This is a genomic window from Pseudomonas sp. v388, assembly GCF_003935425.1.
Taxonomy (GTDB): Bacteria; Pseudomonadota; Gammaproteobacteria; order Pseudomonadales; family Pseudomonadaceae; genus Aquipseudomonas.
In genome coordinates this window covers 524,599-549,511 of sequence record NZ_RHQN01000001.1, presented here as the reverse complement: position 1 = coordinate 549,511, position 24,913 = coordinate 524,599, and the positions used below count along the sequence as shown (strand labels likewise).

The 24,913-nt window shown below is 56.4% G+C and carries 20 protein-coding genes; 16 read left to right on the top strand and 4 right to left on the bottom strand.

What is annotated here, in order from left to right:
- Positions 1 to 53 precede the first annotated feature (53 nt).
- Entirely contained in the window at positions 54 to 989 is a 936-nt protein-coding gene (locus tag EGJ27_RS02400; protein WP_256672625.1) for a LysR family transcriptional regulator, read from the top strand.
- Between the two features lie 218 nt (positions 990 to 1,207).
- On the opposite strand, the gene EGJ27_RS24940 is transcribed toward EGJ27_RS02400, so the two are convergent.
- Positions 1,208 to 2,089 (bottom strand): nuclear transport factor 2 family protein, encoded by an 882-nt coding sequence (locus EGJ27_RS24940; protein WP_218568045.1) that lies wholly within the window; start codon positions 2,087 to 2,089, stop codon positions 1,208 to 1,210.
- Positions 2,090 to 2,616: 527 nt separating this feature from the next.
- On the opposite strand from EGJ27_RS24940, the gene EGJ27_RS02390 reads away from it, so the two are divergent.
- The 3 genes from EGJ27_RS02390 to EGJ27_RS02380 are packed head-to-tail and all read left to right on the top strand — an operon-like array spanning position 2,617 to position 8,330.
- Positions 2,617 to 3,741 carry an efflux RND transporter periplasmic adaptor subunit gene (locus EGJ27_RS02390; protein ID WP_125829112.1) on the top strand — a complete coding sequence of 375 codons (1,125 nt, stop codon included), beginning with the start codon at positions 2,617 to 2,619 and terminating at the stop codon, positions 3,739 to 3,741.
- Between the two features lie 10 nt (positions 3,742 to 3,751).
- Positions 3,752 to 6,904 (top strand): efflux RND transporter permease subunit, encoded by a 3,153-nt coding sequence (locus EGJ27_RS02385; RefSeq protein ID WP_125829111.1) that lies wholly within the window; start codon positions 3,752 to 3,754, stop codon positions 6,902 to 6,904.
- Complete coding sequence (locus EGJ27_RS02380) at positions 6,894 to 8,330, top strand: efflux transporter outer membrane subunit (protein ID WP_125829110.1); 1,437 nt, start codon at positions 6,894 to 6,896, stop codon at positions 8,328 to 8,330. Before EGJ27_RS02385 ends, EGJ27_RS02380 begins: the two co-directional genes overlap by 11 nt.
- Positions 8,331 to 8,676: 346 nt before the next feature.
- Here EGJ27_RS02380 and EGJ27_RS02375 read toward each other — a convergent pair whose 3' ends face one another.
- Positions 8,677 to 9,681 carry an LLM class oxidoreductase gene (locus EGJ27_RS02375; protein ID WP_125829109.1) on the bottom strand — a complete coding sequence of 335 codons (1,005 nt, stop codon included), beginning with the start codon at positions 9,679 to 9,681 and terminating at the stop codon, positions 8,677 to 8,679.
- A gap of 97 nt (positions 9,682 to 9,778) precedes the next feature.
- Between EGJ27_RS02375 and EGJ27_RS02370 the strand changes: the two genes are divergently transcribed.
- Together EGJ27_RS02370 and EGJ27_RS02365 are read left to right on the top strand one after the other, a co-directional pair.
- Positions 9,779 to 10,729 carry a LysR family transcriptional regulator gene (locus EGJ27_RS02370; protein ID WP_125829108.1) on the top strand — a complete coding sequence of 317 codons (951 nt, stop codon included), beginning with the start codon at positions 9,779 to 9,781 and terminating at the stop codon, positions 10,727 to 10,729.
- A 182-nt stretch (positions 10,730 to 10,911) separates the two neighbouring features.
- Positions 10,912 to 11,241 (top strand): LysR family transcriptional regulator, encoded by a 330-nt coding sequence (locus EGJ27_RS02365; protein ID WP_158619324.1) that lies wholly within the window; start codon positions 10,912 to 10,914, stop codon positions 11,239 to 11,241.
- Positions 11,242 to 11,273: 32 nt separating this feature from the next.
- Here the strand turns inward: EGJ27_RS02365 and EGJ27_RS02360 are convergent, their stop codons facing one another.
- Positions 11,274 to 12,896: a sigma-54-dependent Fis family transcriptional regulator gene (locus EGJ27_RS02360; RefSeq protein ID WP_125829106.1), complete on the bottom strand. Its 1,623-nt coding sequence runs from the start codon at positions 12,894 to 12,896 to the stop codon at positions 11,274 to 11,276.
- Positions 12,897 to 13,113: 217 nt separating this feature from the next.
- Between EGJ27_RS02360 and EGJ27_RS02355 the strand changes: the two genes are divergently transcribed.
- The 10 genes from EGJ27_RS02355 to EGJ27_RS02310 are packed head-to-tail and all read left to right on the top strand — an operon-like array spanning position 13,114 to position 24,125.
- Entirely contained in the window at positions 13,114 to 14,337 is a 1,224-nt protein-coding gene (locus EGJ27_RS02355) for a CaiB/BaiF CoA-transferase family protein (protein WP_125829105.1), read from the top strand.
- A gap of 26 nt (positions 14,338 to 14,363) precedes the next feature.
- Positions 14,364 to 15,143, top strand: a complete 780-nt coding sequence (locus tag EGJ27_RS02350; RefSeq protein WP_125829104.1) for an enoyl-CoA hydratase-related protein — start codon at positions 14,364 to 14,366, stop codon at positions 15,141 to 15,143.
- Between the two features lie 28 nt (positions 15,144 to 15,171).
- Positions 15,172 to 16,338: an acyl-CoA dehydrogenase family protein gene (locus EGJ27_RS02345; protein ID WP_125829103.1), complete on the top strand. Its 1,167-nt coding sequence runs from the start codon at positions 15,172 to 15,174 to the stop codon at positions 16,336 to 16,338.
- 26 nt (positions 16,339 to 16,364) lie between these two features.
- On the top strand, positions 16,365 to 17,237 hold the full coding sequence (locus EGJ27_RS02340; protein ID WP_125829102.1) for a 3-hydroxyacyl-CoA dehydrogenase family protein: 873 nt from the start codon (positions 16,365 to 16,367) through the stop codon (positions 17,235 to 17,237).
- A 3-nt stretch (positions 17,238 to 17,240) separates the two neighbouring features.
- Entirely contained in the window at positions 17,241 to 17,888 is a 648-nt protein-coding gene (locus EGJ27_RS02335) for a 3-hydroxyacyl-CoA dehydrogenase family protein (RefSeq protein ID WP_125829101.1), read from the top strand.
- A gap of 41 nt (positions 17,889 to 17,929) precedes the next feature.
- Positions 17,930 to 19,042, top strand: a complete 1,113-nt coding sequence (locus EGJ27_RS02330) for a CaiB/BaiF CoA-transferase family protein (RefSeq protein ID WP_125829100.1) — start codon at positions 17,930 to 17,932, stop codon at positions 19,040 to 19,042.
- Positions 19,043 to 19,056: 14 nt separating this feature from the next.
- Positions 19,057 to 20,055: an NADPH:quinone oxidoreductase family protein gene (locus EGJ27_RS02325; protein ID WP_125829099.1), complete on the top strand. Its 999-nt coding sequence runs from the start codon at positions 19,057 to 19,059 to the stop codon at positions 20,053 to 20,055.
- Position 20,056: 1 nt separating this feature from the next.
- Entirely contained in the window at positions 20,057 to 21,589 is a 1,533-nt protein-coding gene (paaH, locus tag EGJ27_RS02320; protein ID WP_125829098.1) for a 3-hydroxyacyl-CoA dehydrogenase PaaH, read from the top strand.
- Positions 21,590 to 21,639: 50 nt separating this feature from the next.
- The gene (locus EGJ27_RS02315) at positions 21,640 to 23,340 is read left to right on the top strand and encodes a class I adenylate-forming enzyme family protein (protein WP_125829097.1); all 1,701 of its coding nucleotides are present in this window, start codon (positions 21,640 to 21,642) and stop codon (positions 23,338 to 23,340) included.
- Entirely contained in the window at positions 23,337 to 24,125 is a 789-nt protein-coding gene (locus EGJ27_RS02310; protein WP_125829096.1) for an SDR family NAD(P)-dependent oxidoreductase, read from the top strand. The genes EGJ27_RS02315 and EGJ27_RS02310 overlap by 4 nt, the downstream gene beginning before the upstream one ends.
- A 104-nt stretch (positions 24,126 to 24,229) precedes the next feature.
- Here EGJ27_RS02310 and EGJ27_RS02305 read toward each other — a convergent pair whose 3' ends face one another.
- On the bottom strand, positions 24,230 to 24,862 hold the full coding sequence (locus EGJ27_RS02305; RefSeq protein ID WP_125829095.1) for a TetR/AcrR family transcriptional regulator: 633 nt from the start codon (positions 24,860 to 24,862) through the stop codon (positions 24,230 to 24,232).
- Between the last annotated feature and the right edge of the window lie 51 nt (positions 24,863 to 24,913).

Below are 24,913 nucleotides of genomic sequence, written 5' to 3'. Positions count from 1 at the left end.
CGCTCATGAGTAGATCGCCGAGACTATTAGCCAGAGTAATGATGTCTATGCCGATGCCAGATTCGACCCAATGGGTCTTCAAAATGCGCCACATGGAAATGTTTCGTGCGGTGATGCTCACCGGCTCAGTCAGCGCAGCGGCAAGGATGATGTATGTGACTCAGCCTGCTGTGAGCAAGCTGATCCAGTACGTTGAGTCCAGGCTTGGCTATCGTCTATTCGAGCGGATCAACAACAGGCTAGTACCTACCGCGGAAGCTCAAACGCTTTATCGAGAGGTGGAGCGGGTCTACCTCGCCGCTCAGGCGGTGAATGAATGCGCCATTGCGCTTTCCGTACAACCTGCCAGACAGTTGCGGATCTGCTGCAGTACGACGTTGGCTACCGTGCTGATCCCCTATGCATTGGCCACGATCAAGCGCGCAGTCCCTGGACTGGAAATCCAGTGGCAGTCGGCGCTGATAAGTGACATGCCGGCTCAGCTTTTGGGGAAAAAGGTCGATCTGGCGATATCTGCGTTGCCGGTCACGCACGAGCATCTGCACTCACTCGCCTTCATGCGCGGGAGTATGGTCTGTGCAGTTCCAACTGACCATGAATGGGCCGGACGTGAAGAGGTATCTCTCGAAGAGCTTGCAGGGCAGGATCTCGTACTTTTTCGCCGAGACATACCTTTCGGCCGAATCCTGGCGGGAGAGTTTGAGGAGCGAGATTTGAAGTACGCCTCCATCCTGAATTTCACAACAGCCGTAGAAGGCGTGGCGCTTGTGAGACAGGGGTTGGGGATCGCCGTGATAGATGAGTTTGTGGCGCAAGACTGCGGCCTTGCTGTGGTCAGGCTTGCTCAGCCTATCGAGTTTGAGATCAGCTTTGTGTATTCGCGGTTCGAGCCATTATCGGAGGCGTCGCTACACCTCATGAAGATTTTGCTGGAGCGAGCAGCCTCGTTGAACAGGCTCATCAAAGGATGCAAGCTTCCAAAGGTGTAAACCGAACGGTAGACGAACCGGTCTACGAACCGGTCTACGAACCAGCATGAACCCTCGACTGTAGGCGCAGGCCAGGGCTCTGATCAGCTGGCAGGATTTTCTTGAATGAAGTCAGCACGCCAGTAGCGAGGTTTTGAATACCTGTTTACTGACTGATGGACTCAATCTTCGTTGCGGCATCATGGCTTGCCCAGACGTGGCAGCGAGGTGAGCCAGGCTCAAAACATCGTGTTCTGATTCGCAGATTTCTCGGGCACATCTTGGATCACATCCCAATGCTCTACGATCTTGCCGTCTTTTACGCGAAAAATATCCAGCACCGCTTGGCCGCGATCGTTAGGCGACTCCGTTGAATGCACGTGCAGCCAGACGAGGTCATTCTGAGCAACGCTGCGCACAATCTGAGCCCGTGAGTCCGGATGTGTTTTGAAGTAATCAGTAAAGTACTCAACAAACGGCGCCTTACCATCAGGCACTCCAGGGTTGTGTTGAATGTAATCGCTGGCGATCACGCCACTGGCGTCGACAACCTTGTGCTGGTTGAACACGCCATCGTAAAACGCCAAGACCGTCTTGAGATTTGCGCTCTCTTGAGCAACGTCACGTGCTCCTGTGGCTCTGGGCAAAACGTCATCAAACATTCCGTTAGCGTTCGCAGATTCCGCCGGCACCGGCTGGATGATGTCCCAATGCTCGACGATTTTTCCTCCTTTAACGCGGAAAATGTTGAGGATCGCCGACCCGCGACTGCTGGCGTCAGGTTTACTGAGTAGGTGCACGTACACGAGGTCATCAATGGCAGCGCTGCGAACTACCTCTGAATGGGCGGCAGGATGCGTCTGGTAGAACTTCGCGAAGTAATCTACGAACGGGGTTCTCCCATCCGGTACTGTCGGGTTGTGTTGTTTGTACTCGGTAGACACCACTTGCTCAGCCACATCCGTACGGTGCTTGTTGAAAAATTGCTCGTAAAAGTCCAGAACCAGGGTCTGATTGGCTTTTTCCTGCGCCAGATTCCGAGGGGGCTCAGCAAAGGAAACAGTGGACAAAATCGAAGTGCTCAGCAGAGCTGCCTTTACTGCGCGCAGAAGAGTTGACATCGCGATGCTCCTAATTAGATACACGAAACTCTAAATCTCTCAGGTTGCGTCAACAAGACGGGCGCCACGATCATGGTTCAATTCTCTCCGCCGTGCGGTGGTCGTGGCAGCCTGGCAGCCCTTCACTTGGTTGAGGATCTTGCCGCCGGAATCTCCGATTTTTTTGCACAGGTGTAGCCCAACCGCACCCGCTCACTCAGCGCAATGAAGCAACTCGCTATCACAAAGAATGACTGAACTACCCGGGTTCATTTTGGAATCTGCGGATGAAATGGTTGGAATGATCGCCCGTTAATCGCTCTTTGATGGCCCAGTAGAATGACCGTCCATCGGTGAGCCAGGCCAGGAAGATTGATCATCATCCTTCATGACTGCGGCTCTAGCTCGGCCATCCAAATATAAAAACCGGCTCTGTGTACCTTGTCGAAATTAGTTACACCCTCGACAGGCACCTGGCTCGGCTCACCTTTTTCCAGGACATACGGACGAGAGCTCCGTATCCAGTTTTTTTTGGTGAGCGCAGCTTTATGAAAAGTAACGGATTTATGCTTTTGGGGCTTCTTCCCCTTGCTGCAATGTTGATGGCGGGTTGCAAGCCGGGGGATTCACAACCCAAGCCTGCTGCCGCCGTGAAGGTTGGATATTACGAGGTGTCAGCAGCTCCGCTGACCCTTACGACCGATCTCCCAGGCAGGACGACGGCATACCGGGTTGCCGAAGTGCGGCCTCAGGTATCTGGCATTCTCCTTCATCGTTTGTTTACAGAGGGTACTGAGGTCAAACAGGGCCAGCAGCTCTATGAAATCGATCCTCGTACCTATCTGGCACAACAGGCTCGGGCTGAGGCCAATCTCAAAAGCGCCAAAAACCTTGCTGAGCGCTACGAGCGCCTGCTGATGACGCGTGCCGTCAGCCAGCAACAATACGATGATGCGTTCGCCGCCTGGAAACAGGCAGAGGCAGACAAGCGTGTCGCTGATATCAATGTCCAATACACCAAAGTGCTTTCGCCGATCTCAGGACGCATCGGCCGCTCGACGGTCACTGAAGGCGCATTGGTCACCGACGGCCAAAGCACAGCGCTTGCGACTGTCAACCAGCTCGATCCTATCTACGTCGACGTGACTCAACCCATCACCCGAATCCTGCGCCTGCAGCGTGCATTGAAATCGGGTTCTCTAAAAACCGCTGGTGACGATCAAGCTGAGGTGACGCTCACGCTTGATGATGGCAGCGAATACCCGCTTCCAGGCACGCTCAAATTTTCGGAAGTGAGCGTGGATCAAGGTACCGGCTCTGTGACGTTGCGCGCGGTGTTCCCTAACCCTAGTCGGGCTTTGCTTCCTGGCATGTTCGTGCACGCCGAAGTGAAAGAAGGGGTAAGGGAAAATGCGATCCTGGTGCCTGAGCAGGCCATTGTTCGCGATAGCCGCGGGGTAGCGACCGTGTGGGTCATCGACCCGGATAACCACGTCGAATTACATGACCTCAAAACCGTTCGCACGGTCGGCAACGCCTGGTTGGTGGACGCAGGTGTGAAACCTGGCGACCGGGTGATCACCGAAGGCCTTCAATTCGTGCAACCCGATTCAGTAGTCGAAGCGAAGCCGGCCACCAACGTCCGTCTTCAAACAGCTCTGAGCGCTAACTGAGGGATTGACGATGTCACGCTTTTTCATTGATCGACCCATTTTTGCCTGGGTGATCGCCCTCGCGATCATGTTAGCCGGAGCGCTGGCCATTCACGGCCTTCCAGTTAATCAATATCCCAACATTGCCGCGCCCGCGGTACAGATTTCTGTGACCTACCCGGGAGCTTCCGCCCAAACGGTGCAGGACACCGTTATCCAGGTGATTGAGCAGCAGCTCAATGGGCTGGACGGTTTGCGCTACATCAGCTCCAATGCCAACAGCGATGGCAGTGTCGAAATCACGGTGACGTTCGACCAAGGCATCAATCCAGACATCGCTCAGGTACAGGTTCAGAATAAACTCCAGCTTGCCACGCCAAATCTGCCGCAAGAGGTTCAGCGACAGGGCATTCGCGTGGTCAAGTACCAGGCGAATTTCATGCTATTGGTCAGCATCTACTCAACCGATGGCAAGCTCAGCTACGGAGATCTGGGCAACCTGGTGGTTTCCAACTTCAAGGATCCGCTGTCACGTACCAAAGGCGTTGGAGATTTCTTCGTCTTCGGTTTCCAGAACGCCATGCGCATCTGGCTGGATCCGGCAAAACTCAACAGCTATCAGTTAATGCCGAGCGACGTCACGGCTGCGATTTCAGCGCAGAACGTTCAGGTATCGTCAGGGTCGATTGGCGGCTTACCAACTCGAAAAGGCGTCGAACTCAGCGCTACTGTGATCGGTAAAACTCGCCTGCGCTCCGCGGAAGAGTTCAAGGAAATTCTGGTCAAGGTTCAGCCGGATGGGTCTCAGATCCGCCTCAAGGATCTGGGCGAGGTGGTGCTTGGCAGCGAGACCTACTCGTACGACGTGAATTACAACGGCAAACCCGCTGCAGGTATTGCTTTGCGTCTTGCCAGCGGTGCCAACATGCTCGACACCGTTGAGCGCGTCAAACAAACCGTTGACCACCTGAAAGCCTCCTTGCCGCCCAATGTCGAGGTGGTTTATCCCTACGACACCAGTCCTTCGGTGAAGGCATCGATCGAGTCGGTGATACACACCCTGTTCGAGGCTATTGTCCTGGTTTTCCTGGTCATGTTCCTGTTCCTGCAGAACATCCGCGCGACCTTGATTCCGACCCTGGCTGTTCCTGTCGTACTGCTGGGGACGTTCGGTGTTCTTTACGCCTGCGGTTTCACGATCAACGTAATGACGATGTTTGCGATGGTGTTGGCCATCGGATTGCTGGTCGACGACGCGATCGTCGTCGTGGAGAACGTTGAGCGTCTGATGGCTGAGGAGCATCTGTCCGCGAAGGAGGCTACCTACAAGTCCATGCAGCAGATATCCGGGGCGCTTGTGGGGATCGCCCTGGTCATCAGCGCAGTGTTCATGCCAATGGCTTTCTTCGGCGGTTCCGCGGGGATCATCTACCGGCAATTTTCGATCACCATCATCACCGCCATGGCCTTGTCGGTACTGATCGCGTTGATATTCACCCCTGCGCTTTGCGCAACCATTCTCAAAGACCACGCACATGGCGAGAAAAAGACGAAGGGCTTCTTTGCCTGGTTCAATCGGATGTTTGACCGCAACACCAGCCGATACCATGCCTCCGTCGCCGGGATATTGAACCGCCCCAAACGAACCTTCTTCGTCTACGTATTGCTGCTGATCGGCGTCGCACTGATGTTCCACAAACTGCCGGCAGCATTTCTTCCTGATGAGGATCAGGGGCTGATGGTGGTTCAGATCCAGACCCCGCCAAATAGCAGTGCGCAGAGAACTGAGTCCGTTATTCAGAAGGTGCGCAGTTACCTTTTGGAGCAGGAGAAGGCGGGGGTCATGTCTGCGTTCTCGATCAGCGGCTACAACTTCGCGGGCCGGGGCCAGAACTCAGCAGTCGTGTGGGTTCGCTTGCGGCCTTTCGAGGAGCGCACATCGAAGGAAAATTCGGCCTCGGCGATTGCGCAGAGAGTCACTCAATTTGCCCATACAATTTCCGAGGCGAACATCGTTTCGATCGTTCCACCCGCCATCCTGGAAATGGGTAATGCGACCGGCTTCGACCTCTACCTGCAGGACAATGGTGCGCATGGACATGCGGCACTCATGGCGGCCCGTGACCGACTCATGAAGTTGGCAGCTCAAGAGCCAGCACTGTCGACTATTCGACCGAACGGTCTGAATGACGAAGCACAGTACCAAGTGACCATTGACGATGAAAAAGCGCGCGCGCTGCAACTTACCATCGAATCAATCGACAACACGATGTCAGTAGCCTGGGGCTCGACTTACGTGAACGACTTCATCGACAAGGGCCGTGTGAAGAAGGTCTACGTCCAGGGCCAGACGGATGCCCGGATTTCTCCCGAAGACTTCGATAAGTGGTACGTGCGAAACGCAGCAGGCCAGATGGTACCGTTTTCGGCATTTGCCTCAGGCAAGTGGATATACGGCTCACCAAAACTCGAGCGCTATGCAGGCATTCCTTCGGTCGAACTGCTGGGCACCCCCGCAGAGGGCTACAGCACCGGTGAGGCGATGGCCGCAGTGGAACGGGTAGCCTCGCAGTTGCCGAGCGGCTTTGAGGTTGCCTGGACGGGTCTGTCGTACGAGGAGCGCGCGGCGGGTTCTCAATCGACGATGCTGTATGTCCTTTCTCTCATCATCGTGTTCCTGTGTCTGGCTGCGATGTATGAGAGCTGGTCTGTCCCTGTCTCAGTGATGCTGGTAGTGCCATTGGGTGTTCTTGGCGCAGTGGCGGCAACCCTCGGTCGCGGTTTGGCCAATGACGTGTTTTTCCAGGTGGGTATGCTTACCACCATGGGCTTGGCGGCAAAAAACGCGATCCTGATTGTCGAGTTCGCCAAGGAGCTTCAGGAGAAGCATGGCCGCAGCTTGATCCAGGCGGCAACGGAAGCGGCTCGGCTGCGTCTGCGCCCAATCATCATGACGTCGATCGCGTTCGTGATGGGCACGCTGCCTCTAGCCCGCGCCCATGGCCCGGGAAGCGGAAGCCAGCACTCTATCGGTACTGCTGTGGTAGGGGGAACGCTCGCGGCGACATTCCTCGCTATCTTCTTCGTCCCTTTGTTCTACGTGGCAGTCATGCGCCTTTTTGCTTCCCGCAAACGCAAGAGCACTGAGGAGTTTGCGAAAGGGGGTGTCAGCCATGACGCGTAATCCTCTATTGCTTGTGCTCGCCATGTCTCTGAGCGGATGCAGTTTCATTCCTCACTATGAGGAGCCTGCAGCGCCGATCCCTGGCGCGTATCCAACGTCGACGGCTGACTCAAAACAGGTGGAAACCAATGCGACTCAGGTCAGCTGGAAGGTCTTTTTTCAAGACCCAGGCCTTCGCCGGTTGATCGGGTTGGCGCTGGACAACAATCGCGATCTCAGGAAAGCAGCTCTCAACGTTGCCGCATATCGTGCCCAGTACCATATTCAGAGCGCCGAGCTCTTGCCTGAGATTGGAGTAAATGGAAGAGGCGGGCGTTCTCGCACGCCCGCGGATCTGTCCAACACGGGCAAGGCTCTGACCACTGGTGATAATGCGCTGCAGGTTGGTCTCGCCAGCTATGAGCTGGATCTCTGGGGTCGTATCCGCAGCCTGGACAAGAGCGCGCTCGAAACTTATCTCGCCACGCAGGAGGCTCAGCGCAACGTTCAGATTGGTCTGGTCTCTAATGTCGCCGTCGCCTATCTCAGCTGGCAAACCAATCAGCAGCTGCTCGCGGTGACTCAATCCACGCTGGAGAACTACCGCCACAATCTGGAACTTGTCGAAGCCAGTAGCCAGGCCGGCACTGGCTCTGATCTTGATGTCAGACAAGCCCGCACCCTGGTCGACAGTGCTCGCGGGGAAGTGCAAGCCTACCTGCGGCAAGTCGCACAGGACGAAAACGCGCTTCGTCTCTTGCTGGGAACGGGGCTCCCTACAGATCTGCCTCACGCGGCTCTGGATACTCAGGTGCTCGTTCGGATACCGGCTGGTTTGCCGAGCGGACTGCTTCATCAACGCCCCGACATTCTTGCAGCTGAACACCGGCTGATTGCGGCTAACGCCAACATCGGAGCAGCAAGGGCAGCTTTCTTTCCCAGCATTACCTTGACCGGGAGTGCAGGGACTGCGAGCAGCAGACTCAGTGGTCTCTTTGATAGCGGATCTGAGAGCTGGAGCTTCATGCCTCAGATCAACATCCCCATCTTTACTGGCGGGCGGCTCAGTGCGAGCCTGGATTATGCCGAGATCGAAAAAGACATTGAGGTCGCGAACTACGAACAGTCCATCCAAACAGCTTTCCGTGAGGTTGCGGACGGCCTGGCGGCGATGGACACGTGGGATGAGGAGCTCGGCAGCCAGCAAGATCTCGTACGCAGTACGAGCGAGTACACCCAAATGGCACAGCAACGCTACGATGAGGGGGTAGACAGTTACCTGACGCTGCTGGACGCGCAGCGTCAGTTGTTATCAGCCAGGCAAAAGCTGCTCACCGATCATCTCGCCCAACTGACCGCGCAGATCAATCTGTACAAAGCCTTGGGCGGAGGTTGGGATTCCACAGCCTCAACCCCATCCACGCCAGGCAGTGATAGAAAAGGTTAGATCATCCAACGAACGGTACGGGGGGCAGCCTGTAGACTGCCTCCCGGCATTTCCCGCACCGCCTCGGCAGCGTTTCGAGACGCGGGATATCACTGAAAAGCCTTCGTGCATGAGCTCAGGGAATTCATCGAAACCTTGCACACAACAACCCGATCCTCAAACCCAAACTGATGTCGGGAGGAACGCGTGCAGAAGATGTGGGCGAGGAATGGATTGCCGCAGGATGTTCAGCTGAGGGATGACTGCGGTCGCGGCAATTACCGGCGGGCTGCGAAGCGTGACGCGACCTGCCGGTGAAGCAAACTGTGGGGCGGACAGGTTCCGCCCCGTTTGGAAACTGGATGATCTACCAGTTTGTATGGGATTTGAAAAACGGCAGAACTTCTGTCGCAAGCTCTTCCAATATGCTTTTGTAGGGCCGATTACTGACCTTCAAATTGAGAGCGAAGTGGTTAACGCCCGCCTCCTGCGCGGCCTGCAGATATTCCACCAGCGCCTTTGCGCCTGTTCTGAAGCCGCCGCGCGTACGGCGCAGGGGAACGTCTGAATCCTCGACCAGGTCTACGAATGCTCCCACTCCCAATGGTTTGAATGCCGTGGCCCCAGCCTCGACAAGCGCGCCTTTCCACTGGCCTGCAATGTTGATCAGATCCGCAGGTTCCGGCGCGGAGCGTATCAGGCCATCCATGTGCTCCGCGATCCAGGGTAGCGACTGTTGTGCCTGGCCAACCGCCAGTGTAGGGGCACGGCCTGTAACAGGTTTGGGGATCAACTCGAACTCACCGTTGGATTGGCCGAATCGAGGCGAGTCGAACTCTGGGAATGACTCTTCTGTGAGCTTTCTGAAGACGCTGTAGATCTCACGAAATCTGTCTCCCCGGGTATCGAAATCGATCCCAAACAGCGGGTATTCAGCAGGCCGATCACCAGAAGATATCCCTAGCAACATTCGCCCTGACGAGAGATGGTCAATTGAGGCGATCTGCTTGGAGAAAATAAGCGGCTCACGAAATGGAAGAACAATACCGGTGGTTCCCAGCGCGATGTTTCTCGTAGCTGCCGCGAGATATCCGAGGTAGGGAATGGGGTCGAAAACCTGGGCCACATCGCCGTAGCGGGGATCGTAAAACGGGACGTCGCGTAACCAGAGCGCTGCGAAACCGAGCCGATCTGCAAGCTGGGCCATCTCCGTATGATCTTCCATGGTGGGTGCTGGCCTGATCGCATGAGTTTCCAGAGGGGCAATCAATCCCAGCGTCAGCTTGCTGTTCGCAAACACACGACGATAGCCGCGGTGGGGAGCGAGGCTGGCGGGGTACTGAAGGTTTGCCGGGGGCGTCACTGAGTTCATCCGTAAGCTCCAATCAGAGAATTACGGCCAGTGTATTACTGTATAATTAAGCGATTAACCCGTTCGGATTCTCTACATTGTTGCCTGGAATTCTAAAATGTCGATGATTAGCTTCGACGGTATCAGAGAGTTCGTCACTGCGGCGCAGACGTTGAGCTTTACAGCCGCCGCGCATGAGCTAGGGGTTACCAGTTCCGCCGTTGGAAAGAGCGTGACCCGCCTGGAAGCACGCCTGGGCGTGAAACTCCTGCATCGCACAACTCGCCGATTGATACTCACGAATGAAGGCGAGGCTTACCTCGCCAGTTGTCTGCGAGCGATGGAAGCGCTCGTAGAGTCAGAAAGTTGCCTCACCACCGGGCATCAGGAGCCCGTCGGGCGGCTGCGGATAGACTTGCCTGCCGCATTCGGGCGCCGGCATATCCTGCCCACCCTGATTAACCTTGCCGCGCGATACCGCAAGCTGGATTTGTCAGTCAGCTTTAGCGAACGCTTGGTCGACATCATGAATGATGGGTTGGATCTTGTCGTGAGGATTGGAACGCTTAAGGATGACGGCGAAATCGTGGCGAGGAAATTGGGGGCGCAAAGCCTGCTGATCTGTGCAACTCCAGATTACCTGGCTCGGCGAGGAATCCCAGAAACGCGTGAAGACTTGCTACGCCATGACTGTATGGTGGGATGGAAGAGCGGTACCCGGAAAACCTGGATTCTGCGGGAGTCGAATGGCAGCGCGAGCGAGCAAGAGATTTACGTCAAGCACGAGATGGGCGACGGTGAGATGTTGCTGGAGATGGCTCTTGCAGGTGGAGGGTTGGCTCAACTGCCCACCTGGTTAGTCCAAGACTACATCGAGCAAGGCGTTCTGATCCCAGTACTCGAACAGTACGCTGGCGCTGAAATGCCCATCCACGTCCTTTGGCCGCGCACGCGCTACATCCAGCCCAAAGTCAGAATGATCGTGGATGAATTGCTGGCGCTGGCTTTACGAGAACCCAAGGCTTTTCGACCAGACGTCTCATCACCCGCGCTTCCTCGCCATAGCTAGAACCAGCCAGCTGCGGATTCCTTCCAATGCACCGGCGGCCTTGGCCGCCGATGCTCAACACCTTGGCCTGAGATTCCAAAATGTGGAGGTCGGCCAGCGCCTAAAATAGCGGCCGTTCCTGTTTGGTTTAGAGGAGGGAATGCATGAGTACCGTGAGCGTTGGCGGAAGTGAATCTCGACAAATGCCTACCTTTCTGAAACGAGTCGACCTTGCAAAACTGATCGTGTTCATGACGGTGTTCCGCGAGCGGAATGTCAGTACCGCAGCGTTGCGCCTGGGCGTGACTCAACCCGCTGTCAGCAACTGTCTGCGTGACTTGCGCCATGACTTTGCGGACGATCTGTTCCTGCGAATGCAAGGGATGATGAAGCCAACGCCGAAAGCCGAAGCCATCGCAGCAGCCTTGCTACCCGGGCTCGAGATTCTCAGCCACGCCGTGATGAGTTTCGCATCGCCGATGTGGTGTCAGACTCTGGAAATCCCATGCATGGAACGCCATGGCGTCCGCTGAAGACACCTGCACGGGATTCCAGCACAGGACTGTCACTCCTCATCAAGATCCGCCAGCCGCTTATAGAGATAAGACCGTGAGATCCCGAGTTCTTTGGCAACTCGCTTTTTATTGCCACCGTACTGTTTGAGAGCGTCACGGATGAGGTTGAGCTCAACGTTTCCCATAGTGTCTTTCATCGTCAACGCGCCTGCCTCCAAATGCGCCTCGTTATCGTGCGGGACGTCGATGTTATCCAGGTGCCCAAAGTCGCTGGCTTCCAGCTCATGGTGGTTGGCAAAGATGATGGCCTGCTGAATCTCGTGGTATAGCTGCCGGACATTCCCTGGCCATGGCTGGCGCTGCAGGAGAGCCAGCGCTGCCGGATTGATACTGCGCACGTCCGAGCCTACCCGGTTTGAGATGTGAGCAATGAAGTGACGAGTAAGCAACGGGATGTCTTCTCGCCGTTCGCGCAGTGGAGGGATGGTCAGCGTCACCCCGCTGATGCGGAAATAAAGATCTGCGCGATACTCCTGGCCAGCAATCGCGCTTTTGAGGTCTCTGTTTGTCGCACTGATCAAACGGAAATCTGTGGTGCGAGCCTTATTACTACCGACACGCTCAAAACTGCTGCCTTCCAGTACACGCAGCAGCTTGACCTGAGCCTCCAGAGGAAGGTCGCCGACCTCATCAAGAAACAAGCTGCTGCGATCCGCGAGCTCGAATTTCCCCACCCGGCCTTCACGCTTGGCTCCAGTGAATGCGCCTTGGTCATAACCAAACAGTTCGCTCTCGACCAAGGTGTCGGGGAGGGCGCCACAGTTGACGACAACCATGGGCTTCTCGCTGCGCCGACTCAGATTGTGGATGGCGTGAGCAACGAGCTCCTTGCCTGTCCCGCTTTCTCCGGCGATGAAGACAGGAACGTCGAGCGGTGCGACCTTTCGGATCTGAGATTTGAGTCTTTGGATGGCCTCACTTTCGCCCACGATCTCATCCAGTCCATAGGTGCGGTGCCGCAAGCGAGTGAGCTCTGATTCGTAGTAATTGACCTCTGCACGCAGTGACGAGATTTGACGACTCAGTTCATGAACCTCCTCAGGAGCGCGAAACATCACACGGCCAATTGCGCCTACGACTTCGCCATCGCGCGTGATCGGTATTCGGTTGACGACACGTGAGGTATTACGCATCTGCTGTACTTGGCCAATCTCCGCCTTGCCGGTGCGCACCACCTCCTGCAGGCGAGTGTTCTCGATAACGTCCTCCACAGGTTGCCCGACAGCGCCACCTGGTTTGAAACCAAAAAACCGCTCATGCACGGGGCTGATGTACCGTAGCACCGCATCCCGGTCGACGACGGTTATACCCTCATAGGGATTGGTGATGAAGTGCTTGAGGATATCGAACGCGATGTCCACGGAGCCGATGAAATCGAGCAACGTATGGTCGGCGGAGTCTTCGTGGACGATTGCCATCGTTTGGGTGGGCTGACGCAGGAACAATGCAACCCGCTTGTCTTCCTGTCCTAGGGGAACGAGTTGCCGAGATTCGGGGGTGCTGTGGATCAAGCGAGCTAGTTGGCCATGAAGCTCAGGATCAGCCCCGCCGCGAGTGCAAAATTGAACCTGACCATCGTCATCAAAAACGACCACTTCGAAGCTGGGATGCATCTTGGCACCTCGTGTTTTTTCTATAACCGCACTGTGCACAACGCAGACAGAGTAGGCGGATGGTGTGTCTTTCTAAAATACAACTTCGATGCGCATAGCTGCTTAAGTCAATGGGCATGCGATGAGTTTGAGCGCTTAAATCCCTGATCTGCAAGCGATCCTAAACGTATGGCATAGCTGTTGCAAAACATCATGCAAATACAAAAAGGGGAACTTCATGCTAGCCACCAGCCTCCCGATTGGTCATAAAGAACCGACGTTTTCCATCCTCGAGGGGGTGCGCGTTCTAGACCTCACTACGTCCATCGCTGGGCCCTACGCAACCATGCTGCTGTCGGATTTCGGCGCCGATGTCATCAAGGTTGAACGGCGCGGCGGGGATGACGCCCGTTTCTGGGGCCCTCCATTTCTGGATGGTGAATCGTTGTGGTTTTTGAGTGTGAATCGGAACAAGCGCAGTGTCAGGCTTGATTTCAGCACCGTTGAGGGACGTGCTGTGCTGGATGCCATGCTGGACAAGGCCGACGTTGTGGTCACCAACCAGACCAAAGATGTTCAGTTAAAACTTGGCATGACACCTGATCAGCTGCGCTCAGGTCGTGATCGTCTGGTCGTCGCCAGCATCACCGGTTTCGGGCTCACAGGGCGAAATGCGAGCAAGCCATGTTATGACCTGATTGCAGAAGGTTACAGCGGCATCATGGATCTTACAGGGCCATCTGATGCCGCCCCTCAGAAAGTTGGTGCTCCAGCCGCAGACATGCTCGCCGGCAACGATGCAGCCATGGCCGTCCTGGCTGCGCTGTATCGCCGCCAGCAAACGGGCCAAGGGGCGACGGTGGACATCGCACTGACTGAAAGCATGGTGCGATTCACTTCCCCGAGGATCACTCCCTACCTGGGCTCTGGCGAGGTTTCGCGCCGAACCGGGGGCAGGGACAGTGTCATCGCTGTCTACCAGACGTTTGATACCGCAGATGAGCCCCTGACGTTGAGCTTGGGTACTGATCGCATCTGGCAGCGTTTCTGGGAACTGGTGCAACGGCCAGAAATGGGTCTTGACCCTGAACTCGCCAGCAATGCCCAGCGTCGAGAGCGCAGAGAAGAAATCGTCGCCGCCATCCAGGACATTCTTCTGCACAAGCCTCGCGCTGAGTGGTTGGAATTGCTGGCTGGGGCAGGCGTCCCCGCGGGGCCGATATACCGTGTCGATGAAGTCACCGACGACGCGCACTTTCACGACCGGAACCTGTTCTTCCAGATTCCCCGCGACGGCCATTCCCTCCCTCAGGTTGGGCTTGGTATTCAGCTGGACGGCAAGGCAGCAGGGTACCGTAGCGCGCCCCCAAGACTCGGCGAGCACACGCATGAGGTGCTGGGGGATATGCTGGGCTACACGCCTGAGCAAATCGAGCTGCTCAGCAACGACAAGATCATTTGAACTGCCACGTAACAAGGAAGCCTCTCATGCAATACGAAACGATTCTGTACGAAGAAGACGGTGCGGTAGGGACGCTGACGCTCAATCGCCCGGACGATGGAAACATGTTCACGAAGACCATGTGCCTGGAGATACGCGATTGCATCGAGTCTGTTCGCAATGAGACACGCACCCGGGTGCTGGTGATCACAGGCGCCGGTGACCGCTTTTTTTGCACAGGTGGCCGTAAAGACGGCATGGAAGATTCGCTGCTTTACGCGGGGGTGCTTCCGACGTTGGAAATGTATGACGCCATTGAGCGCCTGCAAAAGCCAGTGATCGCGAGCGTTAACGGCCACGCCGTCGGAGGTGGAAACGTTCTGCAAGTCGTGTGCGATCTCTCGATCGCCAAAGAGAGCGCCATTTTTCGTCAGGTCGGCCCAATGGTTGGCAGCTTCGATGCGGGGTATGGCACCTGGTACCTGGAAGATCTGGTAGGTAAGCGTCGAGCGAAAGAGATGTGGTTTTTGAACGACAAGCTCACCGCCCAGCAGGCTCTGGAGTATGGACTGATCAACAAGGTCGTTCCTGATGATCAGCTCGCGGCGGCTACTCGGGAGATGGCGCTTGCGGTTGCCGATCGTGGCGCCTTTGCGCTGGCATCTCTGAAAGCCGCATTTACTGCCAGGCACAACGGCGTTGCCGGCCTGGCTCGCATATCCCACGACCTACTGCTGCGACCTTATCTCGACTCTGAGGAAGCCCATGAACTGAAGGCGTCTTTCAACGCTCGGCGCAAGCCTGACGCTGACAAGTTCGGCCACTGATCAACCCTCATAGCAACAGGTGCCTTCAATGAATGTAATCGAACGGCTGGACAGCCAACTGGGCCTCAACCCGGAAGAGGCCATGCTCTTGGAGTCGGTCAAAGCGCTGGCTCGCGAAGAGATAGCCCCTCGCGCCGCTCATTACGATGAGACGAAGGAATTTCCGTGGGCGAATGTTGAAGCGATCAACAGGCTAGGACTGAACGCTATGTTCATTCCGGAAGAGTACGGAGGCGCCGGGCTCTCGTACCTCGTGTATCTTGCTTGCGTTCGTGAAATCAGCGCGGCTTGTGCGAGTACAGGCATCATCTGGGCAACGAATTACCATGCGATTAAGCCGATCATTGAGTTCGGTACCGCTGAACAGAAAGAGCGGCTGCTCCCTGTAATTGCGAACGGAGGCATCGGTGCACTGGTCATCACGGAGCCCGATGCAGGTTCTGATGCGACGGGTATGCGCACCAGCTTTCGCGAGGATGGCGATCACATCGTCGTCAATGGCAGTAAAACCTTCATCACCAACGGCGATGTCGCTGACGTGTACCTGGTGTTCGGAAAGTGGGCGGGCGTTGAAGATCCCAAGCAAGCGATCTCCTGCCTCGTGATCGAGAAGGGTACTGCTGGTTTGAGTGTTGCCCGCCTTGAAGACAAGCTTGGGCACCGTGCATCCAGTACTGCGACCTTGAATTTCGACCAATGCCGGGTTTCGCGGCACAACCTTATCTGCGGCCCTGGCGAAGGGCTGAAGATGCTCATCGGGTCTCTGAACAAATCTCGCCCCAGTGTCGGTGCGCACTCGCTCGGTATTGCGCGAGCAGCGTTCGAGGATGCAGTGGCCTACATCAACGGGCGCCGTCAGTCTTCCCGACGCATCATCGAGTTTCAGGGCATCCAGTTTCTGCTTGCCGATCTGGCGTCGGAGCTCGCGCTTTGTGAGGGCTGGTTACTCAACGTTGCCCGACTCGTCGATAGCGGCATTCACGACATCGGCGTCGAAGCGTCGATCCTCAAGCTACGTGCGTCTGACCTCGCAATGCGCATGGCCACCGAAGCCATTCAGCTTCACGGCGGCTATGGCTACTGCAAGGAATACAGAGTGGAAAGGTTGTTCCGTGACGCGAAGATTGAACAGATCTGGGAAGGCACGAACCAGATCCACCGACAAATCATCGGGCGCAGCTTCATCGAGCGTTAACCGTACCTGCGTAAGGAATAAAAACAATGTCAAAACTATCCATCTGCGTGGCCGGGTGCGGAACCATGGGCACCGGCATCGCGATCGTTGCCGCACGTAGCGGCGCCAGCACTGTCCTTTTCGATGTCGATCAGGGTCGTTTGGAAGCGGCACGGGCACAAATGGCAGCCTTCTTTGAAAAGTCCGTTGCCCGCGCAAAGCTCACAGCAGAGCAGGTCGAAGAGATCATGGAACGTGTCGGCGTTGCCACCGACCCTGAGCAAATCAAAGACTGCGACCTGGTGATCGAGGCAGTCTTCGAAGACCTCAAGGTAAAGGGCGCGTTGTTCCAACGGCTCGACCAGCACTGTGGGCCGAACACGCTGTTTGCGTCCAACACGTCGACGTTATCGATCACTGAGATTGCCGCGGTGAGCGGCCGGCCGGATCGATTCGTCGGGATGCATTTCTGTTTGCCTGCACAGCTCATGAAGCTGGTCGAAATGTCACCAGGGCTGGAAACCAGCGACGACACATTTAGCCGAGCGTGGTCGATCTGCGAAGAGATTGGTCAGCGTCCTGTGAAAACTCAAGATCAGCCTGGGTTCATCCTCAACTGCTTCCTCGTGCCATTCAACAACGACGCGATCCGCCTCGTGGAACAAGGTGTGGCCGATCCTGCAGAGATCGATAAGGCCATCAAAGGAGCGTTGGGTTACGCCATGGGCCCGATGGAGTTGCTCGACCTTGTCGGGCTCGACACGCAAGTGCTGCTCTGCGAAGCCCTGCATGGTGTTACGCATGAGCCCCGCGCCGCATGCCCGCCGCTTCTTCGGCGAATGGTCGCGGCAAAACGTCTGGGGCGTAAAACCCAGCGCGGCTTTCTCGAATACGACTCAACCAAGATCTTCGGGAGCTAAACCATGAAATGCTCAATTCACCACGCTGGCAGCAGCCGCTCATTCCCGACGCCGCATGCTCTGATCGAAGCGCACACCGTCGACACCGATATCCTGGTCATCCTTGGCAGTGACGCTGGGCAAGCCTTTGCGCAGTTGAGCGATGCCGGTCACTACCGACTGATTCTGATCGAATTGGGTGACGAGTGTCTTGGAGTGCACACCGGTGAGCATCGAGGGGAAGAGGGCAGTCGGGTCATGGGATTTGCGCGCTTTCGCCTAGGAAATGCATCCCCCAGTGATCTCGTAGAGATTGTGCGTCAACCCAACACGCCTACAGATGCAATTGCCCTCGCCGAGAACCTATTTCAATCGCATAAGTTGAAAACTGCGGTGTGCGCCGATTTTCCTGGCCGCATCGTCAATAGATTAGTACGCCCTTACTACAACGTCGCCTTGGCGAAGCTTGATTCGGGGTTGGCGACAGCTGATGACCTGGATTTGACCCTGCGGCTTGGCCTCGGCTACCCCGAGGGGCCAATCGAGCTTCTTGAACGCACCGGCCTGGCTGAGCACTGTTTGACCACCGAAGCGTTGTACAAGGCGCTCGGGGACGCCGCCTACGCGCCTCCTCGTCGCGCCCAGGTCGCCTTGGCTCGCCTGCCTCGTTGAGATCATCGTTTCACCCATAAAGCGAATAAGAGGTGAATACCATGCAACCATTGGAAGGTCTGTTAGTTCTCGATTTCAGCACACTGCTGCCGGGGCCCATGGCCAGCCTCATTTTGGCAGACGCCGGGGCTCGGGTAGTGAAACTGGAAAAGCCGGATCGTGGCGATGAGATGCGCACCTACGAACCCAAGCTTGGCGACGACAGCGTTAACTTTGTGCTTCTAAACCGGGGTAAACAGTCGATTGCCATCGACCTCAAATCACCTGATGCAATTGCTCGACTAAAACCACTCATTGAGCGTGCGGATGTCCTGATCGAGCAGTTTCGCCCGGGCGTCATGGAGCGGCTGGGGCTTGGCTATGAGGCGGTGCGCCGCATGAACCCCAAGCTGGTCTATTGCTCTATCACTGGTTGGGGGCAGTCTGGGCCCAAAGCACGCAATGCCGGCCACGATCTCAACTATATGGCCGAAACTGGCGTCCTCAGCGTGAGCGGAATTGATTCCGTACCGGTACTTCCGCAAGTGCTTGCTGCTGACATTGCTGGCGGCGCGTACCCAGCCGTAATGAACATCATGTTTGCCCTCGCCAAGCGAGATCGCACGGGCCTCGGTTGCCATCTGGATGTCTCGATGGCCGATAACCTGTATGCGTTCATGTACTGGGGGCTTGGTAACGGCTTTGCTCATGGCCGCTGGCCTGGGACGGGTGATGAGGTGGTTACCGGCGGGTCGCCTCGGTACCAGATCTACCCGACCGCAGATGGCCGATACCTGGCTGCAGCTCCGCTAGAACCCAAGTTTTGGGCATTGTTCTGCAACCTGATTGAGCTCCCATTACATCTGCGAGAGGAACATGCGCCCGCGGATCTGGTGAAGTCAGCGGTCGCGCAGATCATTGGCAGTCGTTCCGCCGAGCACTGGCGATCAGTGTTTGAAGGGCAAGACGTCTGCTGCTCGATCGTGGCCACGCTTGAGGAGGGGGTGCAGGATCCTCAGGTCACCGCTCGGCGGGTGTTTGACCGCCATGTAGAGGCAGGCGGTCAAAAAATTCCTGCCCTCCCGACGCCTGTGTCGGCGCTTTTCAGATCGGCTCATGCCTGTTCCAACGCTCCGCGCCTCAACGAAACCCAAGACCCACTGTTGCTCGTCTGATCAGGAGAAGAACGATGCGTAGTTATCGCGTGCATGAACATGGCGAGCCTCACACTCTTCAAATTGATGAGCTGCCGCAGCTAAAAGCCCAGCCGGGTGAAATTGTCGTAGACGTCAAGGCAGCCGGGATCAATTTTCCAGACGTGCTCGTCATATCGGGAAAATACCAACTGCTGCCACCACGGCCCTTTACCCCCGGCAAGGACTTCGCGGGGGTTGTAAGCGCTGTAGGTGAAGGTGTTGAGGGCTACGCTCCGGGTGATCGCATCATGTCGCAGATCGAGTGGGGCGCGCTGGCGGAACAAGCCATCACAACGCCTGCCCAGAGCTTCCATATGCCTGAGGGGCTCGACTTTCCAGAAGCGGCTGCAATGGGGTTGGTTTATCAAACAGCCTACTTTGCGCTCACTGAGAGGGGGCAACTTAAAGCTTGTGACATCGTTCTCATCGGTGGTGCCTCGGGCGGCATCGGCTTAGCCTCGGTTCAAATAGCAAAGGGCCTGGGCGCTCAAGTGCTTGCCGGTGTTCGGAACGATGCTGAGGCTCAGGTCGCTCGGGAATCTGGAGCGGATCACATCATTGATCTTTCAGGCGACAACCTGAAGGACAGCATCCGTGAACAGGTTTACGCCGTGACGGATGGCTACGGCGCCGATGTCGTCATTGATCCTCTCGGCGATCCGTTTTTTGCTGGCGCGTTACGCGCCACAGCTTGGTGTGGACGTATCGTCGTCATCGGGTTCGCGGCAGGAGAAATCCCTCACATGAAGGTGAATTATCTGCTGCTAAAGAACATTGGTGTTTGCGGTCTGCAATGGAGTGACTACCGCGACCGCACGCCAGATAAGGTGGAGGCTGCTCAGCAAACGCTATTCAAGCTGTGGCGTGAAGGAGCAGTCAAACCGCGGATCATGCGGTTATTCGACTTCGAGAATGCCGGCGAGGCGTTGACCTTGGTCAAAGAGGGCAAAGTGCAAGGAAAGGCCGTCGTATCGATGAAAAGGGGGGCCTGAGATGAATGCTCTGAGTTCTTCTACCGAAATCGCCGTCATTGGGGCTGGAGCGATGGGCAGCGGTATTGCACAGGTCGCTGCCGCCGCCGGGCACACTGTCTGGCTCTTCGATGTTCGTGAGGGTGCTGCAGCGAAAAGCCGCGAACAGATACGCGCTATGTTCACCCGCCTCGTTGAAAAAGGGCGGATGAAAACCGAACAGGCTCAAATGGCCTCGGAGGCGCTTAGGGTTGCCTCCTCCATCAACGATGTCGCCGCCGCAGGACTGGTCATTGAGGCCATCGTTGAAGACCTGGAGGCGAAGCAGCACCTTTTTCTCGAGCTAGAAGCGGTAGTTGATCCAACCGCGATTTTGGCCACCAATACATCTTCTGTGTCCATCACAGCGATAGCCGCCAAGCTTGCATATCCAGGGCGCGTCGCCGGGCTTCATTTTTTCAATCCTGCCCCGTTGATGGCACTCGTCGAGGTCGTTTCAGGCCTGGCTACCGATAAGACAGTCGCACAGACGCTTTATCAAACAGCGTTGGCTTGGGGAAAGAAGCCAGTCCTTACCCGATCAACCCCTGGCTTTATCGTCAATCGTGTAGCGCGCCCGTATTACGCTGAAGCCCTTCGGCTGCTCGAAGAGCAGGTCTCGAATGTGGACACCCTGGATGCATTGATGCGAGAAGGGGGAGGCTTCCCTATGGGGCCGTTCGAACTCATGGATCTGATTGGTCATGACGTCAATTTTGCCGTGACGTGTTCGGTGTTCCAGTCGTACTTTCAAGATCCTCGTTACAAGCCTTCACTGAGCCAACAAGAGTTAGTCTCGGCGGGTTTTCTTGGCCGCAAGTCAGGGCGCGGCTTCTACTTCTATGGCCCCCAGGCGACGCCTCCCGCCGTCTCAGAGCACGAGCCCAAGCCTGTACCCGCTAAATTGATCGTTGAAGGCAATCTTGGCCCCGCCGAAGACCTTCTTGCATCACCACTGCAAGGCGTTGACCTTCAATGCGTTCAGGGTGGAGGGCTACTGCGTATGGACGGCTGTACGCTTGCCCTCAGCGACGGTCGGAGTGCAACGATCCGCAGTGCCGAGGACAACCTGCCAAACCTTGTTCTGTTCGATCTCGCTCTCGATTTCAAAAAGTCTGGACGGCTGGCCATCGCCAGGGCTGACCAGGCATCGCCAGCGGCCATCGATGTCGCCACAGGCTTGCTCCAGGCGCTTGGTTGGCGGGTCAGCGTGATTGACGACACACCCGGTTTAGTGGTGCTTCGTACTGTCGCCATGCTCGCGAATGAGGCCTCAGACGCGTTGATGCAATCGGTAGCCACTGCGCACGACATTGATCGTGCGATGCGGTTCGGCGTGAACTATCCCGAAGGGCCTTTGGCGTGGGCCGATCGCCTTGGAGCAGATTATCTCTACCGCGTTCTCGACAATATTCAGCGCCACTACCAAGAGGATCGGTATCGGCCCTCTGCGCTTCTGCGCCGATTAGCAGCAGGTAAAGGCCGCTTTGTGGAGAGCCAATCAAGCGCTCCGTGAGATTTACGAGATCAACCCTTCTCAATAATAGAAATAATATTGGAGGCACCATGCGCTCGACTTTGATGACACTGCACGATCCGCAGCTCGCCAAGGAGTTTTACTCCAAAGGGCTATGGCAAGACGTGACGCTGTATGGAATGGCCGTTCAGCACGCAGCTTCTCACCCGGAACGGTTCGCCATCCGAGACTCCGAGCTTCGCCTGACATGGGCAGAATTGGTGAGTTGGGCTGATGCACTCGCAACGGATCTCCATGAAGCTGGACTGCAGAGCGGAGACCGTGTGGCCGGCTGGCTTCCGAGCCGGGTGGAATGCGTAGTTCTGTTGTTGGCCTGTTCTCGTAATGGTTACGTTTCGATGCAGGCACTGCACCAGAATCACACAGTTGACGAGATCTACACGCTGCTTGAGCGCTGCGATGTCCGCGCTTTCGTAGGACAGCCTGGATATGGCGCAGATGCCGATAGAAAAGACATTTTTTCCCGTCTGCACAGTCTCAAAGGATTCTGCCAAGCCTACGTCGTCGCACCTCCCGGAACATCCAATTTGAATTTGCCGCCAGAGGCAAAACGCTTTCCTCAGAATCGTGGTGTTAAGGATAGCCCGGTACCGGATGGCAATCCGGATAAGATTGTCTACATCGCCTTTACCTCAGGAACGACGGGCCAGCCAAAAGCGCTTATGCACAGCGATAACACGTTGTTGGCCAATGGGAGGGCATTGGCGGCTGACTGGGGTCTGACCCGAGAGACAGTGATTTATTGCCTGGGCCCTCTCAGTCATCACATCGCCACCGTTGGGTTGGAGCAGTGCCTGATTACCGGTTGCGAGTTCATCGTGAATGATCAGGTCAAAGGCAAGCAACCCATTGACCGTATGATTGAATCTGGCGCCGACTATGTGATGGGCGTTCCTACCCACGCCATTGATATCCTCCAGGATGTCCGCAGCAGAGGACTGGAGCAACTGGGCCGGGTGAAGATGTTCTACATGGCCGGCGCCGCCATTCCAGAAGAGGTTGCTCGCCAGTTGGTTGCTCTGGGTGTGATGCCTCAAAACATCTATGGGATGAGTGAAAACGGCTCCCACAATGCGACCATTCCAACCGATAGCGTTGAAACCCTGACCAGAACAGTGGGACAACCGGTCGGCCGCGGTAATCCGGCTTACGAGGTCAAAATCTGGAAAGCGGATAACCGTGACATCGAGGCGGCCATTGGCGAAGTAGGGGAGATTGGTGGGCGCGGGGCGACTCTCATGCTGGGTTACTTCGGTAATCACGTCTCCACTCAGACTTCTTTCAATCGCCACGGCTGGTTTATGAGCGGTGACCTGGGGCGACTGGACGCGAACGGTAACCTGGAGATAGTAGGGCGCTCAAAAGATCTGATCATCCGTGGTGGACACAATATTTACCCCGCGGAAATTGAAAACTTAGCACTGCGCCACCCCGGGGTCGCTAAAGCCGCAGCGTTCCCCGTCGCGGACGCAAGGTTAGGGGAAAAGGTTTGCCTGGCAATCATTCCCGCCGTCGGCACAGCGCCGCTCAGCGAGGAGATCCTTCAGCACCTTGATGCAGTCGGTTTGTCTCGCTTCGATATGCCCGAGTATTTCCTTAGCGTAGAAGCATTTCCGATGACGGCGAGCGGCAAGATTTTGAAGCGCGAGTTGTCCGAGCAAGTCAAGGACGGTCATCTCAAACCGGCAGCTGTTCGCTGGGTGGGTACTTCTGAGGCAACCAGCGCATGAGCGTCACGCCAGACAAGGTCAGCGAGATGCTTCGATTCGACGGCAAGGTGGTGCTGATCACTGGCGCCGCCTCCGGCATCGGCCGTGCTCAAGTGGAGTTGTTCATGGCCGCCGGGGCAAGGGTCGCCGCGGTAGATGTCAATGCTGCCGGACTAGAATCATTGGCCTGCGCGTCAGGGGCTGCACCAGACAAACTGTTTACTTTTACAGTTGATCTGGGTGACGCCGAGGCGATTACTGAGTGCATCGCGCAAATACAGCCCCAGCTGGGTTGTATCGATGTCCTCTGCAACACGGCAGGCGTTCTCGATGGATTCAGCCGCTGTCTGGATACCGACGAGGCGCTATGGCAGCAGACGATGAACATCAACGTGAGCAGCATTTTCCGACTGACCAAGGCAGTGTTGCCACAAATGTTGGAGCGAGGCGGTGGTGTCATCATCAACGTTGCTTCTATCGCCGGCCTGTTTGCCGGCGGGGGCGGTGCGGCTTATACCGCGAGCAAGCACGCGGTGCTGGGCTTTACCAAGCAGCTCTCGTTCGACTACGGCCGTAAGGGGGTTCGAGCCAATGCGATCTGCCCGGGAATGATTGATACCGGTATGACCCAGGATGTCTTGGCCGACCCTGACTCCAAATTCAGCCAGGTCGTTCGCAGTGTGCCCGCTGGGCGAGTCGGACACCCCCAGGACATTGCCAACGCAACCTTGTTCTTGGCGAGCGAAGCGGCACAGTTCATTCATGGGGCATCAATCATGGTCGATGGTGGGCTCACGATTAAGTGAGACCTGTCAACGACGTACAGCTTTTTGGGGCCCTTCCAGGCCCCAATGTTCGATTTCCCGCCCTGATTGACACTAGCGTGCACAGGACTGATCAACCGGCTCTGCTAAACATCGCTGACGACGCCAGGTACGCCAGTTTTCCCACGTGTGCACACAAGCTCTGTCGCTAAGACATCCACGATGCGGCAAAGCAGGTTGCCGTCATCTGAACCCACCAGCCAAGGTTCGTCATACAGGTGGCTTTTAAGCACCGACAGGATTCCCCCTGTGATTCCCATATGCTGTAGATAAGAGCAATCCACCCCACAACGAGCGCTGATAGCTTGATCCAACTGATCTGTGAAGCGCAGCAGCAACCCGTCAATCTCACCGCGATGATGAGTGGACAACCTGCCCGACTCGCGAAAGGCTAAAGCGAGTTGCAAGCCATCTCTCCTGGCCTGCTCAAGGAATACGTTCGTCAAAAGCGCCAGCTGTTTTGAGGGATGTACGCGAGCGATTCCAGCACTCGTCACCGCGTGCAGCAATGCGCTCAGCGACTCCTCCATGAGGTCTACCAGCAGCGATTGCTTGCTTTCGATGTAGTAGTAAAGCGACCCGGAGCTGATGCCCGCCCGCTTGGCAATGTCTCGAAGCGACACCGCTTCGTAGCCCTGTTCGTGGAACAGTTGCGTCGCAACCTCCATTATGCGGAGCGAGCGCTCCTTGTGGGGATTCAACGCGGTAGTCTCAGCCATTGCAGCTCTCCGACAGGTTTGGTGCTTGCGTCGCAAGCGCTGTGCCAAGGT